At 62.4% G+C, this 15863-nt stretch carries 11 protein-coding genes; all 11 read right to left on the reverse strand.

Features of this window, described 5'->3' with window-relative positions:
• Window positions 1-223 precede the first annotated feature (223 nt).
• A complete protein-coding gene (locus NUW12_06220) occupies window positions 224-1816 on the reverse strand; it encodes a DUF3794 domain-containing protein (protein MCR4402367.1) in 1593 nt (530 codons plus the stop codon).
• Window positions 1817-2010: 194 nt separating this feature from the next.
• Complete coding sequence (locus tag NUW12_06225; protein ID MCR4402368.1) at window positions 2011-3096, reverse strand: NDP-sugar synthase; 1086 nt, start codon at window positions 3094-3096, stop codon at window positions 2011-2013.
• The gene (locus NUW12_06230) at window positions 3093-4133 is read right to left on the reverse strand and encodes a GDP-mannose 4,6-dehydratase (GenBank protein ID MCR4402369.1); all 1041 of its coding nucleotides are present in this window, start codon (window positions 4131-4133) and stop codon (window positions 3093-3095) included. Before NUW12_06230 ends, NUW12_06225 begins: the two co-directional genes overlap by 4 nt.
• 42 nt (window positions 4134-4175) lie before the next feature.
• Window positions 4176-5612, reverse strand: a complete 1437-nt coding sequence (locus tag NUW12_06235) for a peptidoglycan-binding protein (GenBank protein ID MCR4402370.1) — start codon at window positions 5610-5612, stop codon at window positions 4176-4178.
• Between the two features lie 91 nt (window positions 5613-5703).
• Window positions 5704-6267 carry a hypothetical protein gene (locus NUW12_06240; protein ID MCR4402371.1) on the reverse strand — a complete coding sequence of 188 codons (564 nt, stop codon included), beginning with the start codon at window positions 6265-6267 and terminating at the stop codon, window positions 5704-5706.
• 143 nt (window positions 6268-6410) lie between these two features.
• Window positions 6411-7430 carry a glycosyltransferase gene (locus NUW12_06245; GenBank protein ID MCR4402372.1) on the reverse strand — a complete coding sequence of 340 codons (1020 nt, stop codon included), beginning with the start codon at window positions 7428-7430 and terminating at the stop codon, window positions 6411-6413.
• 106 nt (window positions 7431-7536) lie between these two features.
• On the reverse strand, window positions 7537-8853 hold the full coding sequence (locus NUW12_06250) for a DUF3794 domain-containing protein (GenBank protein ID MCR4402373.1): 1317 nt from the start codon (window positions 8851-8853) through the stop codon (window positions 7537-7539).
• Window positions 8854-9920: 1067 nt separating this feature from the next.
• Entirely contained in the window at window positions 9921-11867 is a 1947-nt protein-coding gene (locus tag NUW12_06255) for a DUF3794 domain-containing protein (GenBank protein MCR4402374.1), read from the reverse strand.
• Between the two features lie 314 nt (window positions 11868-12181).
• A complete protein-coding gene (locus tag NUW12_06260; GenBank protein MCR4402375.1) occupies window positions 12182-13060 on the reverse strand; it encodes a glycosyltransferase family 4 protein in 879 nt (292 codons plus the stop codon).
• A gap of 377 nt (window positions 13061-13437) precedes the next feature.
• Complete coding sequence (locus NUW12_06265; GenBank protein MCR4402376.1) at window positions 13438-14283, reverse strand: glycosyltransferase family 2 protein; 846 nt, start codon at window positions 14281-14283, stop codon at window positions 13438-13440.
• A 4-nt stretch (window positions 14284-14287) separates the two neighbouring features.
• On the reverse strand, window positions 14288-15862 hold the full coding sequence (locus NUW12_06270) for a glycosyltransferase (protein ID MCR4402377.1): 1575 nt from the start codon (window positions 15860-15862) through the stop codon (window positions 14288-14290).
• Between the last annotated feature and the right edge of the window lies 1 nt (window position 15863).

A 15863-nucleotide genomic window follows, 5' to 3' on the forward strand; every position in this document is an offset into this window, starting at 1 on the left:
CGCGAAGAAGCGACGGTCGGTCGGCACCACTCCGCACCCTACCGACTCGCGCACGCGCCCTGCCGAGCCAGCGCGACGCCCGCCGTTCGGCCGAAGGCCACGGGCACGGTCCCGTGGCCTTCGCCCAAGCGCCCGACGCCCGGATCGTCAACGCATGAAAGGGTGGCGCTCCTGGCACCAAGAAGTTGACCGCGATCGGTCGTCGAGCCGCCCATCACCCGGCCTAGCCTTTCGGCGCCGGGCAGGCAGGGATCTGGATGACCTGACCCACCTGAAGATTCTCCGGCTGAATGCCCGGGTTGGCCTGGATTATCGCCGCCACGGTCGTGTTGTACTTGCGCGCGAGGGCCCATAGAGTATCGCCCGGATGAATGGTGACCATGACAATGGTCGGTTGGGGGCACGGTACCTCCGGAGGCGTCACGACCACCACATTGACCACCACGTTGAGCTGGACGGGTTCAGTGACCTTCGCGAACACGCTGACGAGGACCTTCGCCGTGAACTTCCTATCGTCCACCAAATCGAAGTCCACGTGCTCGATTGCCACGCGTATCTCGGCCAGGAAACCTTCCTGAGTGCCGGGAACCTCCACCACCTGCGTGAACTTCAGGCGATGAGACATGTGGTGCACCGGCTGATCGCGCTCGGGCGTCTGGGCGACATAGAGCGTCTGGAGCTCGACAACGCCCTCGACAATGACCTTGCCGTCGATGATCCTGTAAGACGCCTCCTTGACCGACGTATCGATCCTCAGGACGCGCTCGATGTTCGGTTTCTCCCTCGGAACCTCGAGGGTTTCCTTGAGTATCGTCTGGACCGTGTCCTCGCCGATGACGTCCTCCACTCGGAGTAACCTTTTCTCCACATCGAGCACGGTGGTCTTGGAGGTCACTTCGGTGACGACCTCGAGCTGCCTGACCACCGTTACCTTCGCCGTCAGCTTGATCACCACGTCAACGCTGACCGTGCGGAAATCGAGATCGCTAAAGCTCACCGCCTCCAGCACGAGCCTCACTTGCGCCCGCATGCCCACGGCCGCCCCAGGCACCTCGATCACCTGGGAGAACCTGAGCTGGGTCGAGAAGAAATGCACCGGCAATCTGGGCAAATAAGGATCGTGAGGCACCGCCGCGTACAGGACGTCCACATCTATGAGGCCTTCCGCCACCACCTGTCCGTCCAGCACCTGAATGTCGGTGAGGCGGGGCTTCGCCTCTACGCTTATGACCGACTCTATGTCCGGTTTCTCAGGCGGCACCGTAAGCCTGCCGGTGACGAGAGCCTGAGCCATCGCCTCCCCGACCACGTCTTCAACCTTGAGGAGCTCCCTAGCCACCTGGAGATCCGCAGGGCCGGTGACCTCGGTCACCACCTCAATCTGTTCGGTCCTCGTCACCTTGACCATCGCCGACAGAACGATCCGCACATCCAGGGTCCGAACATCAACCAGGTCGAACGAAGTGTCGTGGATGTCTACATTGATGAACGCGTTCATCGAGGGGTCAGTCCCGGGGATCTCGGCGATGATCTCGAAGGACACGTCCTGCTCAAAGAGTTGCACCGGCTGGGTACCGGCAGCCACCCGCCCAACGTAGAGCGCCCTCACCCTGATGGTCCCCTCCACCAGGACCTTGCCCTTTATGAGCTGGAATGAACTGGTCAGGATGTCTGCGTCGACACTGATTATCTTCTCCGCGGTAGGCATCTTCTCAGGGATCGTGAGCATCTCGCGCAGCACCTTGCGCGCGGTGGTTTCGCCGACGACCTGTTCGACCTTGAGGAGCTCCTCTTTGAGCTCGATACCCACAGCCATCTCCTCTCCCCCTTTCTCGTGACAGGCATGAAACCAGTACACTCGCTTTTCATTTCTACTATATGCGGGCGACTAACCAAAATGTGCGCATATTTCTCTCTGCGACGCCCCTTTGGGGACGTCGCGCGCCCTCAGCTCAGCGTGCGGGCCCGGACGCCTCGCCGCCATGGGGACAGCACGCCTCTATCGTCGGTCTACCCCGCAAAAGACGCAGAGAGCCCGGGATCTACACACGTCCACGCTCCGACCACGCTCGAAGACGCCACGACCACCGAGTCCAAGCGGCACGCGTCTCCAATCCGCGCGCCGGCCGCAAGCACGCACCTGCGGATCCTCGCCCCCTTCCCGACCTGGACATTCTCGTGAAGCACCGACTCCAGCACGTGCGCCCCTTCCCCCACGCTGCACCCGTTCCCGAGCACGACCCGCGGGCCCACTTCCGCTCCCGCCTGAATCGACACCCGGTGCCCCATGAGCACGGGCCCCACTAGGCGGGCCGTCCTATGGACCGCAACGCTCCGCCCGCTCCACACGCCTCGACCCGCCTTGCGCCCCGGAAGCACCACGTCCATCCTCCTGTCGAGGATGTCCATGTGGGCTTTCAGGTAGTTGCGCATGGTGCCGATGTCGAGCCAGTAGCCTTGGTGCGAATACACGCCCACGGGGGCGCCTTCTGCAAGGAGCGCGGGGATTACCTCCCGTTCGAAAGAGACTTCGCGGCCTCGAGGCACGCCGGCGATGACTGAGGGCTCGATCACGTATATCCCCGCATTTATCGTGTTGACAGCGGTCTCGTCGGAAGCGGGCTTCTCGACGAAGCCTGTGACGCGCCCGCTCGAGTCGAAGAGGACCAACCCGTAAGCAGCAGGATCATCAACAGTAGCAGTGGTAATGGTGACCTCGTTTCCTTGCTTCTCATGTTCAGCAAGGAGCTTCCCGAGGTCTATGTCGGTGAGCACGTCGCCGTTGATCACGAGTGCTCGCTCCTCGCCCAGGCACGATTCGCAGTTCTTCATGGCGCCGCCGGTCCCGAGCGGGATGTCCTCCACGGCGTATTCAACGGACACGCCCCACCTTGCCCCGTCCTGCAGGTGTCGGGAGAACTCGGCCGCCATGTAGTTCAGACTCAGCACGATCAAGTGTATCCCGTGGGCCCGGAGCAGCTCGATCTGGTGCTCGATGAAAGGTCTCGTTACCATCGGAACGAGCCCCTTGGGGACGCTCTGCGTGAGGGGAAGAAGGCGAGTGCCTTTACCGCCTGCCAAGATCACGGCTTTCACGCGTCCTTCCCCCCACCACGGAGGTCGGTCGTGGCTGCGAAGGTGCCGCGATCCAGGCCGCTCCCCTTGCGCGAGACCTCCCACGCCACCCTGGCCCTCCAGTACTCCAGCAAGTCGGAAAGGGTCTTCTCGAACGGGATGAGAGGCTCCCACCCGGTTCTCCGCCGGAACTTCGTGGCGTCCCCAAGCAACACCGGAACGTCTGAGGGCCTCATTCGCGCGGGGTCCTGTTCAATTCGGATCGAGACGGTGGACATCGAGAGGAGCATCTTGGCGACGTCCGCGATCTTGTGGTCGCGACCGCTTGCGATGACGTACACCTCACCCGGCTCTCCCATCTCCAGCGCGAGCCAGTATGCGCGCACGACATCCCTCACGTCAGTGAAGTCCCGCCTAGCCTCGAGATTCCCCACCTTGAGCACTGGTTCAGCCAGCCCGTGTTCTATTTCCGCGATCTGCCTCGCAAAGCTGGAAGTGACGAACACCTCGCCACGCCTCGGCCCCGTATGGTTGAATGTGCGTGTGCGGATCACGCGCAGACCGTAGCTACGGAAGTACTGGTACCCAAGGAAATCCTGGGCTATCTTGCTCACCGCATAAGGGCTCTGCGGGCGGAGAGGGTTTTCCTCGTTGATGGGCACCTCGTCCTCTCGTACCAGGCCGTATTCTTCCGATGAGCAAGCTATCTGAATGAGGGGGTCGATCCCGGCGCGCCGGACAGCCTCAAACAGGTTGAGTTGCCCAAGTACGTTGTTCATCAGTGTCTCGGCCGGAGCCACCCACGACGTCGGCACGAAGCTCTGCGCCGCGAGATGGAAGATGAGATCCGGCCTAACCTTCTGAATCGCCTGATCCACGGCGGTCGCGTCCAGGAGATCGCATTCCACCAGCCTAATCCGGTCTCTGATGCCCTCGATGTTTTCGGTTCTGCTCCTCCACCTCACCGTTCCATAGACTTCCACGTCCTTGCGATCCAACAGGTAGTCCGCCAAATGGCTTCCTGCGAAGCCGGTGATCCCTGTAATAAGGGCTCTCATCATCTTGCCCCTCTCCTCCCCGTCGCCCGTCGGCGGTCACCGTCAGGCGGGTAAAACGGAGTCGCGGAGGGCTTTGAACCTGGTCTTGAACGCGTCCCATACGAGCGGGTCCTCGTCGCCGAGGTCTGCGACGGCAAGCCCGGCCAGATTGAGTTTGAGCACGAGCTCGATGTAGGTTGCGACGCTCGCGGCATCCATGAAGAAGACGGTGTGGTTCACGCGGAAGGACCGGTACCTGAACGTGCAGGCACCCCCGGGCTCAATGCGGCTGACCGAGGGCTTATACACGGAAAGGATGTCCGCGATCTCGGAGTATGCGCGGCGCGTGGGCGGCACCCCTGGAGCGGCCGAGAAGTCCACGCCGAAGAGCGGGATCTCGAGAACCGTCTTCCACGGCGGGAGCTGACGTACCATGTTCTTGAGGACGGTGCGGGCAAGCGTTGGGGACGCTGGAGCCGCGGGCGCTGATGAGCCTTCCGGTGCCTCGTGCAGCCGAACGATGACGTGTTTCGCGACCTTCGCCAGTTCCTGAAGATCCGGTGGCTTTCCCTCGGCGCGACCGACGTCAGTGGCGGCCGGAGCGGGGATCTCAAGGCTCAAGTCCCGTCCATCACGCTCGAGCACACGAGCGAGCTCCCGCACGAACGAGGTGAACGCATACACGTCCGTGGGTCCAGGAGCGCCCACGGATAGCACGATGCCGTGAGAACGGCTTCGCGCCGCAGCGGCTGATATGCTCTTAATCGCCGTGCGTCGAGCGGCTGTGTCCATCAAGACAGCGTCGAGCGTGCCGTCGTTCTTGTCGTCGCTCCCGCACGCGCGCTCGCGCTCAAGCTCGCCTGGCGGGGCGTCTTCCTCACCGTCGCCGTCCCCGTCTCCTGAGGTGTCGGCAAAGACCACGGGTACAACCCTGATGTCGGCCAAAGACGCGAGGGCCGCGATCCTCATGACTGGCTCGCCAGTGAGCGTGCCGTCAGCGCTCAAGGTAAACCATCGCGGGGCCACACTGGAGATGAACGCGAGGTGACGCTCGTAGGAATCCCAAGATCCCCCGGAGGCGTCGCGCCCTGCGCAGAACGCGAAGAGCCGGGAAACGGGGATGTTCAGACACTGGCCTTCGCTCACCTCAGGGTCGGGCAACCGGTTGGCCCTGAGGAGAAGCTCGATGGGAACGTTATACCGCCGCGCGACATACGCGCAGGTCTCGCCGCGTGCAACGAAGTGTCGGAGCATCGGTTTTGCGAGTCCGGAGTGTACCAAGGCGAATACTTCTTTGCCCGCGATGCCGTCCACCCGCAGTCGATGGGCTTTCTGTAGGTCCCGCACGGCGTCCTTCGTCAGGATTCCGTATATGCCGTCTATCTCCCCTGTGTAGTAGCCCAAGCGCAACAGCTTTTCCTGAAGCGAGGCCACATCGTGACCCCTCGTTCCTAAGCGGAGCGTCCGCTTCCACATTGTTCCATATTGGGACTCGGTCATCTCCAAAATGCCCTCCGCGCAGCGAAGCCCATCCCCGCTGCAAGCTCATGCTGCATTGTATGTCAAGATCTAGCGCAACGTTACGGAGCACTCAGCGTGCGGACCGGGTTCCGGATGTCCCGAACCTCGCGTGGGAGCATATCCTCTGCAGCAATCGACGGAGCCCGCCTCGGCTCGGGCGGCGCGCCGCCTGGTCGACGAGCGGATTGATACCAGTGACGACCTGAAGCACCACGGTCTCGAGAACGAGCCCGTCGATGCGAGCGGTCGCGAGGACGCGCACCTTGTCCTCGTCGATCCAGGCCTGCTGGAGGCCCATGGAAAAGCGCGCTTCGATGCTCATGCCTGAGCGAAGCGTCGCCTCCTCGACGACCACCCGGAGCTCCTCGGTCCATGACACGGCCCGCACGAGCCCCCCGGAGGCAACGCAGTATGCCCATATCGAGACGGTTGCGGACGCCACGGCCAGCGCGTCGAATACGTCCCACACGGGGTCGAGCACATCCAGGGTGGCACCGGCGACTTCCCGCGCGCCCTCGGGCGCGTCCCGGCACCAGCTGAGCATGAGCTCGCGCGCGATCCGTCCCACCACTCGTTCGACGCGCACAGTCTCCGTCTTGACGACGATTCCTTCAGACGCGCCCGCCTCGTGCACCGCGCGGTGCCTCCCAGCGCCCCAACCTCTTCCCAGCGTCTTGCCTCGTGGAGGAAACCCGCCCTGCGCTGCGCCTCGCCCCGGCGTCGTATTGAATGGGTATTCAGGACGGCGTGGCCGTATTCTGACGTCTGTCGCGCCTCTCACTTCCTATGGTCCGCGCCCAGCACCTCTTTGTAGGCTTTCACGGTCGCTTGGGCGGCGCGCTCCCACGTGAAGTTCTGTTTCACGAGCGCCGCGAGTTCCGGACGGCGGGGCGCCCCATAGGCCGCAAGGATCGCCGTCCTTATGGAATCGAGGTCCGAAGGGTCGCAGTACCAGGCGAGATCTCCGAAGTATTCCCTGGCCGTGCCTCTATCAGTCGACACCACGTTGCAGCCGGCCATCGCTGCCTCGAGGCTGGCGAGGCCCGGCGTCTCGAACCAGCTCGGCAGCACGTGAACCCGCGCTGCGACGTAGGCGGCGGCGATCTCCCGTTGGGGCATGGAGCCTAGGAAGTGGACGTGCGCGTCTGCCTCGTTCCGGCAGGCTTCGTAATAGAACGGGTCGTTCACGGGTCCTATGAACACCACGGGAAGCCCCAGACCCCGCGTTGCCCTGATGAGCGCAAGCTGGTTCTTCCTGGGCGAGATCCTCGCGCAGCACAGCACGAAGTCGGTCATGCCGAACTTCCTGACGAATTCCTGCGGGTCCGCGTCCGAAAAACTAGGGTCCGCGCCGTTGGGCACCACTCGGAAGGGCGCATCCACCCCCAGGTCCCTGTGGACCAGCCACGCCTCGGACTCCGCATTGGGAAGGAGCATTGCCGCGGACTCAACAACTCTCCGGCGCAGAGGGTTGTCTTGGCGCCAGAACTTGAGCAACGCGCTCCGCTGCCGAGGATTCTCGTGCATGATGTACTCCTCGGGATTCCAGTAGATAGGCGACACCACCACAGGCTTTCCCGCCCTCACGGCGTTCTCGCATTGGGCGGCGGTTTCGGCCACTCTGGTCAAGTTGAACAGGTGGACTAGGTCGTAACCATCGAGAGCAGGTGACAGTGCGCCACTGTGATCCGCGTCCACACCCAATCCGCCGAGGGCCTTTTTCGTCTCCAGTATCTGCACGGTATCGCCAGCCGGAAGGGCAAGGAGATCGCCTCTGCTCTGGAGAAGGACGCGCATGTCTTCGCCTCCCTCTGGTCCTTACGTTTGAAAGGCAGGTATCATTCCTGATACCTGCCCTGTCAAACGCACCGCCGTCCAGCAACGGTCGCGCAGCATCGAGGGGCTACGGGTCTATCACCACTCCGATCTGAGCGAATTGGGTCACCTTCACGTCTATCCTGACCACTACCTTCTCCGTAAAGCTGCCGGTCGTGGGGTCGAACTCCCAGATGATGTTCTCTATGAATGAGTGGTCCTGCTCATCCATGCCCTCGCGGACCGGCACTTCCGGATTGATGGGAGTGACCTCCACCATCTCGCTGAAGGGCAGATCCTCCGCCAGATGGTGCACTAGATCATCAGTGCCCACGTAGAAGATCTGCTTGTGCACGACTCCCTGAACGATCACCTTTCCATTCTTCACAATGGAACTGATATCACTGATCCTGGCCTCCACATCCACGATCTTCGTGGCTGCCAGCGTCTTGGTCTCCTCAATCAGCTTCTGCTTCGTGCCGTGTCCGATCACGAGATCGGTCGCGATGACAGTCCCGTACGGGTCCACGGCTACGGGTATCTGCTCCGTCTCCGTGACCTTCACTCCGAGGAGCAGGATGACCTTCTGTGTCAGAGTCCCGGTGGCGGGATCGAACTCGAACACTAGGTTGTCGACGACGGAATGGTCCTGCGAGTCCATCCCCTCCTGCACCGGGAAGTCGGGGTTGAGCGGTGGCACCTCCACGAGCTCGCTGAACTCGATGTCTTCCGCGAGGTGATGGACGAGATCGTCTGTTCCCACGAAGAAGATCTGCTTGTGTAGGGTGCCCTGGACGATGACCTTACCGTTCTTCACGACGTGCCTTATCCTGGATATGCGCGGGATGATCTCGATGACCTTCGTAGCGGCCAAGGTCTTCGTTTCCTCGATGAACTTCTGCTTGGTCGCCTCGCCGACGACCACCGCGGCCTTGATGAAAGTGCCGTACGGCGACAGAGCCACCGCGAGCTGCTCGGTTTCCGTGACCTTCACCTGGAGCCTCAGTATGATCTTCTGGGTGAGGCTGCCGGTCGCGGGATCGAACTCGAACACGCTGTTCTCGATGACCGACAGGTCACGCTGGTTCATGCCCTCGGTGACCGGACGGGTGGGATCGAGCGGCACCACGTCCACGAGCTCGCTGAAGTCCATGTCCTCCGCAAGGTGATGCTCGAGGTTGTCGGTACCGATGAAGAAGATTTGCTTGTGGACCGTGCCCTGGACAATGACCTTTCCGTTCTTCACGATGGATCGCACGTTGGTCAGGACCGGTACGATCTCCACTATCTTGATGGCCGGCACCGTCTTGGTCTCTTCCAACAGGACCTGTTTCGTGCCGTGACCGATGACCCTCTCCACCTTGATCGTTGCTTTCTGGTCCACGATCTGTGTTATGTCAACCATCTGTGAGCCTCCTTTCAAACCCCTGAGGGAGCTTTCTCTCGAGCTCATGAGGAAGGCGGGCGCAGCCTTCCTCGCGTCCCCCCTTTCCTTACGTTGTCCCCTACGTTGATCGGATGGGCCGAAACGCCCCTGTGTCTGCTCATCAAGGCGAGCGCCTCGCGAAGAACCGATGTCTTGATCCCGGCATGCCGCATCCTTCGCTTCCCGCCTTGACTGGGCTTGCTCTTCGGGCCGATCCTCAGGCAAGGACGGGGAGCTTTGCCCTGAACCGGCACCTTCCAAGTCCGTTTGACTATCTTGCTGGTCTGCGGACGCGCCTCCCTCCTCGGTCGGAGGCGAGGTCTGCGGCAACTCGTCCGCAGGCTCTCTTGAGCCCTCGAGAGCAGGAGCAAACCCTGGCGAAGCCCTGGATGCTTCCGGTGCCCGCTCACGTGCCGTTTCTTCGGCTCTTGATGCACTCTTGCCCTCGCTAGGGCTTGGAAGCACGCTGGCGCGTGGAAGCGCGAGAGTCTCCTGAGGCGCGTCAGCCTGAGACTCGTCGCGTCTCTCCGGCCATGAGCTGGTACGGAGAAGAAGGTTCCTTGCTCTTGAGGCGGGCAGAGGGCTTCTCGGTTCTCTCTCGGTCGCTGCGGCGCTACCGACGACTCTTGATCTGGCTGCGCTGTGCGTCGCGGGAGATTCATCATGCGGGAGACAGGTGGGGCACGTTCCGCAAGGGGATGGAGCGGCGCCTGCATTCCGCTCACCGGGGCGCGGCGAAGCTTGCGTAGAGCGGAAGGCTCGCTCGTCGAGCCCAGCTCGTGGGGTCTCGTCATCCAGGTTGTCGTCCCCTTTGCCGACAGCCATGGCCGCGGAAATCGTCGAACGCGACGCGTCCGAGCAGGCAAGCGATGAGAAGCAACGAGCCAGTCGCCTGCGGCGCGCTACTCCGATCAAGACCCCCAAGAGGGTGAGGGCCACGGACAAAATCGTGACGAGTTGCCAGCTTGTGCCGTGTGCCACAGCCGGTCCCCTTTCCGTGCTTTTCTCCCTATATCGTATTGGCATCCCCGCCAAAGTGTGATGAGTCACGGGTTGAAGGTCGCCCCGGTAACCACCGAAACCGGCTCGGGACCGACCGTTCCGTCCACAATCCTCACAAGAGGAAGCGTTTCCCTGGTTACCGTCGCCACCCTCGGACCTGACAGATCTGTCACGATGTCGAGCGGACGCCGAGTAACCGTGCTGTCCTCAACGACGTCGACCAGGAATCGCTCACGCGTCACGACGACGCCGGGCCCGATCACGTTCGTCACAACCTGATGGATCTGTTGAACGGACGAGCTGACGGTGACGAGGAGGACGACAAGCTGATGGAAGGCGGTTCCATCCTGAACGATCTTTATGATCACGTTCTCGACCCGCACCGAGGCCGTGACGGTCGCGTCAGGAGCCAGCCCAGGGAACTCCACGAGTGCGCTGAAGGGCAGCGTATCCTCGACATGGTGCACGATGTTGTCTTCCCCGACGAAGAACACCTGCTTCCTCACTACGCCTTCCACAAGCACCTTCCCGCCGATGACACGGAAGGTCACGCCCTCGACGACGGCGTCTACGGCCCGGATCTTGATCGCGTTCACCGGAATTGGGATAGTCTGCTCGAGCAGCACCTGTTTCCGGACCTCCACCGCTTCCGTGATCAAGATCCTGGCGAACTCGATGGTTATCGGCAGCACCCGCGTGATTATCTTCTCGACCAGGATTTGCGCTGTGCCGGCTCCAATGACCTGCTGCACTTTTACGAGCGGACCGTACGGTTCGAGCGCGACTGGGATCTGCGCCGTCTCCGTGACAGTGACGAAGACGTCGACGACCACCTTCTCCGTGATGCTCAGGCCTGTTTGGGCAGGGTCAAACACCACCGCACGGATCTCAGGCCTCACGAACACGTTCAGGCCGGGCATCGAACCGGGCGTTTCGGCAAAGTCACTGAACGGTATGGTGAACGTTTCGGCGGCTTGCGTGCCCCCAACGGTCACGTAGGTTACGTCCTTGACTATGGCTCCCTGAAGAATCACCTTGTTCTCGATGGGCCGAGCTCGCACCTCCGCGACGCGGGCGGTTATCGAGACGATGCTCTGAGCGGGTTGCGACAGAGTAACCGTGGATTCCTCCAGCACCTCCGTGGAGCCCTGTCCGATTACGCGCTCGGTCTTGATAATGGGCCCCTCACCCGTCGCGAGGACTATCTCGACGGTCTCTGTGACCTTGATGAACACGTCGAGGAGCACTTCTTCGGAGACGAGGGTGCCGGACGGATCGAGAGAGAAAGCCACGTCCTTCACAGTCGGGTGGATCTGCACGTTCATCCCCGGTTGAGCGCCAGGGATGGACGCAGTCACCGAAAAGGGCGCCGCGACTCCCTGGTGACGGTTTGACCCGTCTGTCCCTACGAAAAAGACCTGTTTCAAGATACTGCCGTTCACCACTACCTCGTCAGGGTTTACGGTGACGCTGACTATCTCGGGTGTGGCGCGGATCTCCGTCACCTTCGTGGCTGGCACACTCAGCGCCACGGTGCCCACCTCGAGCACCTGTTCCGTGGTCTCACCGACCACCGCCTCGGTGATGACCGCCGTGCCAGTCGGGTCTTCGGCCACATGGATCTGGACGAAGTCCGTAACCACCACGTCCACGTCAACGATGACCTTCTGGAGGATCTGGTTGCCGTCAGGGCTCAGAATCGCGATCACGTTGAATATGCTCGGGTGAACCTGGACGAGCATTCCGGGGCGAGCGCCCGGCACGTCGACCAATCCGGAGAACCTCATCTCTTCGGGGAAGTGATGAACGATGTTGTCTTCACCCACGAAGAAGACTTGTTTCGAGATGACGCCCTGGATAATGACCTTGTCCTGGATCACCTCGACGTCCACTCTCGTGACGTCAGCGCGTATCTCTTTGATTTTCAGCGCCCTCATCGGCAGGGTGAATTGAACCTCCGGGCTGCTTGATGCCCTCGCAACGGTGGTCATGTGATCGCCCTCCCTGAGCATCGACCTCGTGCGCCTCCACGGCACATGCGCGCACTGACTGACGGCACACCGACATGTAGGTACACGAGGGTAAGGGGCGCAGGCGGGCGGTACGCCCACTAGGACGGGTCACCCCCACAACTCATGCCACTACCGCAGCCGCCGTGCGCGCACCCGTTCGCATGAGCACCCTCACGCCGGTGATTCGTGGATCTTTGGGTGCCTTGCGGTCTCACACCCTATTCTATGAACCCGTGCTCGCCATTGCCATTCGATTACCAGCAGGTCCACGTCGGAAGAATCATGGATGCAGCTCAAACACCCAGCCGGCGAGCGGCTCCCCTGGCAGAGTGATCCCATGTGAGGCCCGTTACGACTCTTGCGCGACCGGCGCTCCCCTTCCTCGCGGCTTCGTCTCTGTGGATGAACACGTGCCGTAGGAGCTCCACGAGCGCGTCCTCGTTTGGCTCTGCCCAAGTTGGTGGACCGCATGTAGTGAAGTCGCCGACACGCATCTCGGGGAAGACCGTCTCTTTCGCCGGAATCAGGTACCCCTCGCCGTGACCGCAGAAATCGAGGGCCGCCCCATGGCCGGTCACAATGACCGGCTTACCGCACGCCATGGCCTCGAGCGCAGGGAGGCCGAAGCCCTCAGCTCTGTATGGGAGCACGAGACAGTCGCAAGCGGTGTAGTAGCCCGGCATCGCCCATGGGTCGGCGTCATCGTAAAGGTAGATCACCTCCGGCGCACACGGGTCCGCGAGCGCCGCGGCGATCTGGTCCCTCACCGGCCCGTAGAAGTAGTCCTTCACCACTAGGCACACGTCGTCGGAGCGGCGGAACGCCCGGACGTACGCCCTCAGCAGTACATCAAAGCCTTTCCGGCTCGTCGCGGCTCCGCCCACGAATAGGAAACGGTACCCGTGTGTCGCGGGAATAGCTGCCCTCGGGGCTTGGGGGTGAAAGAGCGACGGATCAACCCCGGGGGGCACGACCGCCACCTTGCCCGTCGGCACCCCGCTCCGCACGTAGCAGTCTCGAACGTGACGCGAGTATGCCCAGACCTCATCCACGTTCCCGACCACGGGACCGACCCACGCGGATGGGAGGTATCCGTACTCCCAGGGCAGAATCAGGATGAACTTGTCGCAACCCCGCGGTCTTGTAAAGTCCGGCGGCCACACGTGTCTCACACGGACGGCCGCCCGGTTCCTTGCGCCGGGTAGCCATGAGGCCGGCCCGCCATCTCCTTCCTGAGGAACCCTCATAGCATCCCGAAGGAGTTGGTACCTGCTCCACGACAACGCGCGAGACTCGGTGCCGCCTCCAGCCGACGCCACTGGCACGGGGGCGGGAGCGGGCGCAGCACGCACTCGGACGCCGTTCCGAAGGAGCGCTAGGACCATCTCCCTGTTCACGTGGGCGAAACTGTGGAAGCTCGCAAAGTCACCCTCCCAAGTTACCTGAGCAGGGAGGGTCCCGGCACTCACCCGCCGGCCGACCCACAGAGCGGGCGGGACGCCGCGCGACGATCCCAGCGCGCCCGCTCTGCGCCAGCCGGACTTCCCAGTCACGGCGAGCCACCCCTACGCCGGATGTAGTCAGCGATCACCTCGGGATGGCCCCGCGTGAACGGCCTAACCGGACGATCGTCGAGGATGGTGTCGGGGCACACTCCCTCGTAGGCGTGCTCCCCTTTCCCCTCGAGGGCGGCGTACTTGACCCATCTCCTAAACACTTCCCTCTGCGGCTTGACGTACCCGTAGTGAGCGAAGTGCAGGCCCGAGTCGGCCACGTTCGGACCCGTGCCCTCGAGGCGTTCATGGACCGCCCCCACCCATCGGAGCCCGGGCCTGCGCCTCACGAGGAAGAATTCCCTACGATAGAGGGGATCGTGGTCGCTGGTGTTTTGCATGAGACCCGGCTCGCGCATTAGATGGTAGAACCAGCAGTAGTACACGTCCACGTTTGGATCCCTGATGAGACGCGGCACCACCTCATTTATGTCGCTGTAGAACACCATGTCCGCATCCATGGGCAGAAGCCAGTCTCCGGTAGCTGCCTCCAGGGCGAGGTTCCTGTTCACCGAGTAATCAGGGCTGTCGCAATAAAGCACCGCGCGAGTCTTGTCAAAGCTTCTCGCGATCTCTACGGTGCGGTCCGTGGAGTATCCGTCTACCACGATGATCTCATCCACAACACCGTAGATTGATTTCATGGAAAATGGGAGGAACTCTTCCTCGTTCTTGACGATGTACATGGCGCTAACAGTGGGCCTCGGGTCAGAGGCGGTGTGTCCAGCCCAGCTTGACTGAGACCCGCTCGTCCAGGGGATGCTGCGGGTCGCCGCTTGCTCCACGCCGCGGGTCACCGTCCACCCGGCGCGCCGTCCGTCCACTGTCCGTCCGCTCTTCACACGATCACCCTCTCCTGCCGAACCGTCTCACGACCCGTTCCCATACGTCGTCCGGCACGGCCGCAACCCGTGGCACCCCATCCCCCATCCGTGTCCCGTTGGGATGCGACCGCCACTCGGCTTCCGGCATGCCCTCACCGGCAGCGCAAGCATGGTCATCAGGACCTGGACCGGGAACGGGGTAGAGGGCGGGCCCAGGACCGAAGGCACCGCTAGCGACACTAGTGGCAGCGAGGTTGGTGTATAACTTGGCATGCCGCTTGGCGATCTGTTCCCATTTGTGGGTCTCCACGTACCTGCGTATGCGGTACACCATCTCCTCACGTTTTGCGGAATCCGTCATGAGGTACATCACAGCCTCCGCTATCCGCGCCGGGTCTGCCGAAGGAATCTTGTAGACCTCTCCGTCAAGATCCTCAAAGTACGGAATGTCCGTGGTGATTATGGGTTTCTGCGCCGCCATGAGGACGCGCACCGCGGACGACGTTCCCACGTACGCTACCTCCTTGTACGGAAGGATGTTTATGTCCATGGCGTGCAGGCAATTCACGACTTCATTCACGGGAAGGTATTCCGCTCGCAGAATGAACCCCTCGGCAAGCCCCGCCCCCGAGAGAAAGGCGGCTAGCTCGCCTACGTACCCGCTGCCGAAGAAAGCAGGCGCGGCAAAGGCGTACACTTTGAGATGGGGGAAGACTGTCTCCCTCAGAGCCTTCGCAGCCACGGCGAGCTCGATTATGCCCTTTTGCGGCAGAGCAAAGCCGAAGTACCCGAGTGCGGGGCCCTGCCCCACGCCCAAGCTCGCGCGCACCGCGTTCTCGTCGCCAAGAGCCACCTCTGGACATCCCATCGGGATGACGTGGACTCGCTCCGGGCTGATACCCAGCTTCGAGAGCTCGTCGCGCAGCCGGGCGCTGTGCACTACTATGACGTTGAACTCGTCCCTTATGAGGCTGTTGGCCGCCACCTGTCCCGGGAGGAAGTCGTGAACCGTGGCGACTACACGTATGCCGCGCGCCTTGAGCTGTCGGACGAGACGCTGAAGCTGTGAGGGCCCGAACAACTGGTACTCGAACTGCACGTGGGCGACGCGAAATCCCCCGCGGCGCAGTATGGAGAGAACCTCGCTTTCGTAACCCCTCGCGACCTCCGCCGTAAACCCCTCCGCGCGGAGCCCATCAATGAGGAATCTCGTGTATTCGGCGACGCCGCACCTCTGACCCCACGAAGGGACGATCACCAGCACCCCTGGGAGGGCACCCTGAGCCAGACCTGGATTCGAGCTCGGACGGCGGCCTGTCGGCATGGCAGCGTACGTGCGCTTTTCCATGTTGGCGGCCGCGCTCAAGGCAGCCGCCGGGCCCCAGCGCGGACTCGGCCCACGCCCGGTCCCAGGCTGCAGCGGGCGGTGCAAAGCCCGTCGTGCGGCTCCGGAATCACCGCGCCATACGAACGTTCGGCCGCCTGGCACGCCGCTGGATAGCAGGTACTTGCTCTGCGACCCCTTGAAAACCTGCGAGCCCAGGGACTCTTGCCGAGCATCCGAAACCCACGTGAACCAGCGGGTCTTAGGATACATG

It is taken from the genome of Bacillota bacterium (assembly GCA_024653485.1).
GTDB lineage: Bacteria > Bacillota > SHA-98 > UBA4971 > UBA4971 > UBA6256.

Coding starts and splice junctions, on each gene's coding strand:
- NUW12_06235 (MCR4402370.1), bottom strand. CDS start 5,612: ATGACCGAGTCCCAATATGGAACAATGTGGAAGCGGACGCTCCGCTTA.
- NUW12_06250 (MCR4402373.1), bottom strand. CDS start 8,853: ATGGTTGACATAACACAGATCGTGGACCAGAAAGCAACGATCAAGGTG.
- NUW12_06220 (MCR4402367.1), bottom strand. CDS start 1,816: ATGGCTGTGGGTATCGAGCTCAAAGAGGAGCTCCTCAAGGTCGAACAG.
- NUW12_06230 (MCR4402369.1), bottom strand. CDS start 4,133: ATGAGAGCCCTTATTACAGGGATCACCGGCTTCGCAGGAAGCCATTTG.
- NUW12_06245 (MCR4402372.1), bottom strand. CDS start 7,430: ATGCGCGTCCTTCTCCAGAGCAGAGGCGATCTCCTTGCCCTTCCGGCT.
- NUW12_06255 (MCR4402374.1), bottom strand. CDS start 11,867: ATGACCACCGTTGCGAGGGCATCAAGCAGCCCGGAGGTTCAATTCACC.
- NUW12_06270 (MCR4402377.1), bottom strand. CDS start 15,862: ATGTATCCTAAGACCCGCTGGTTCACGTGGGTTTCGGATGCTCGGCAA.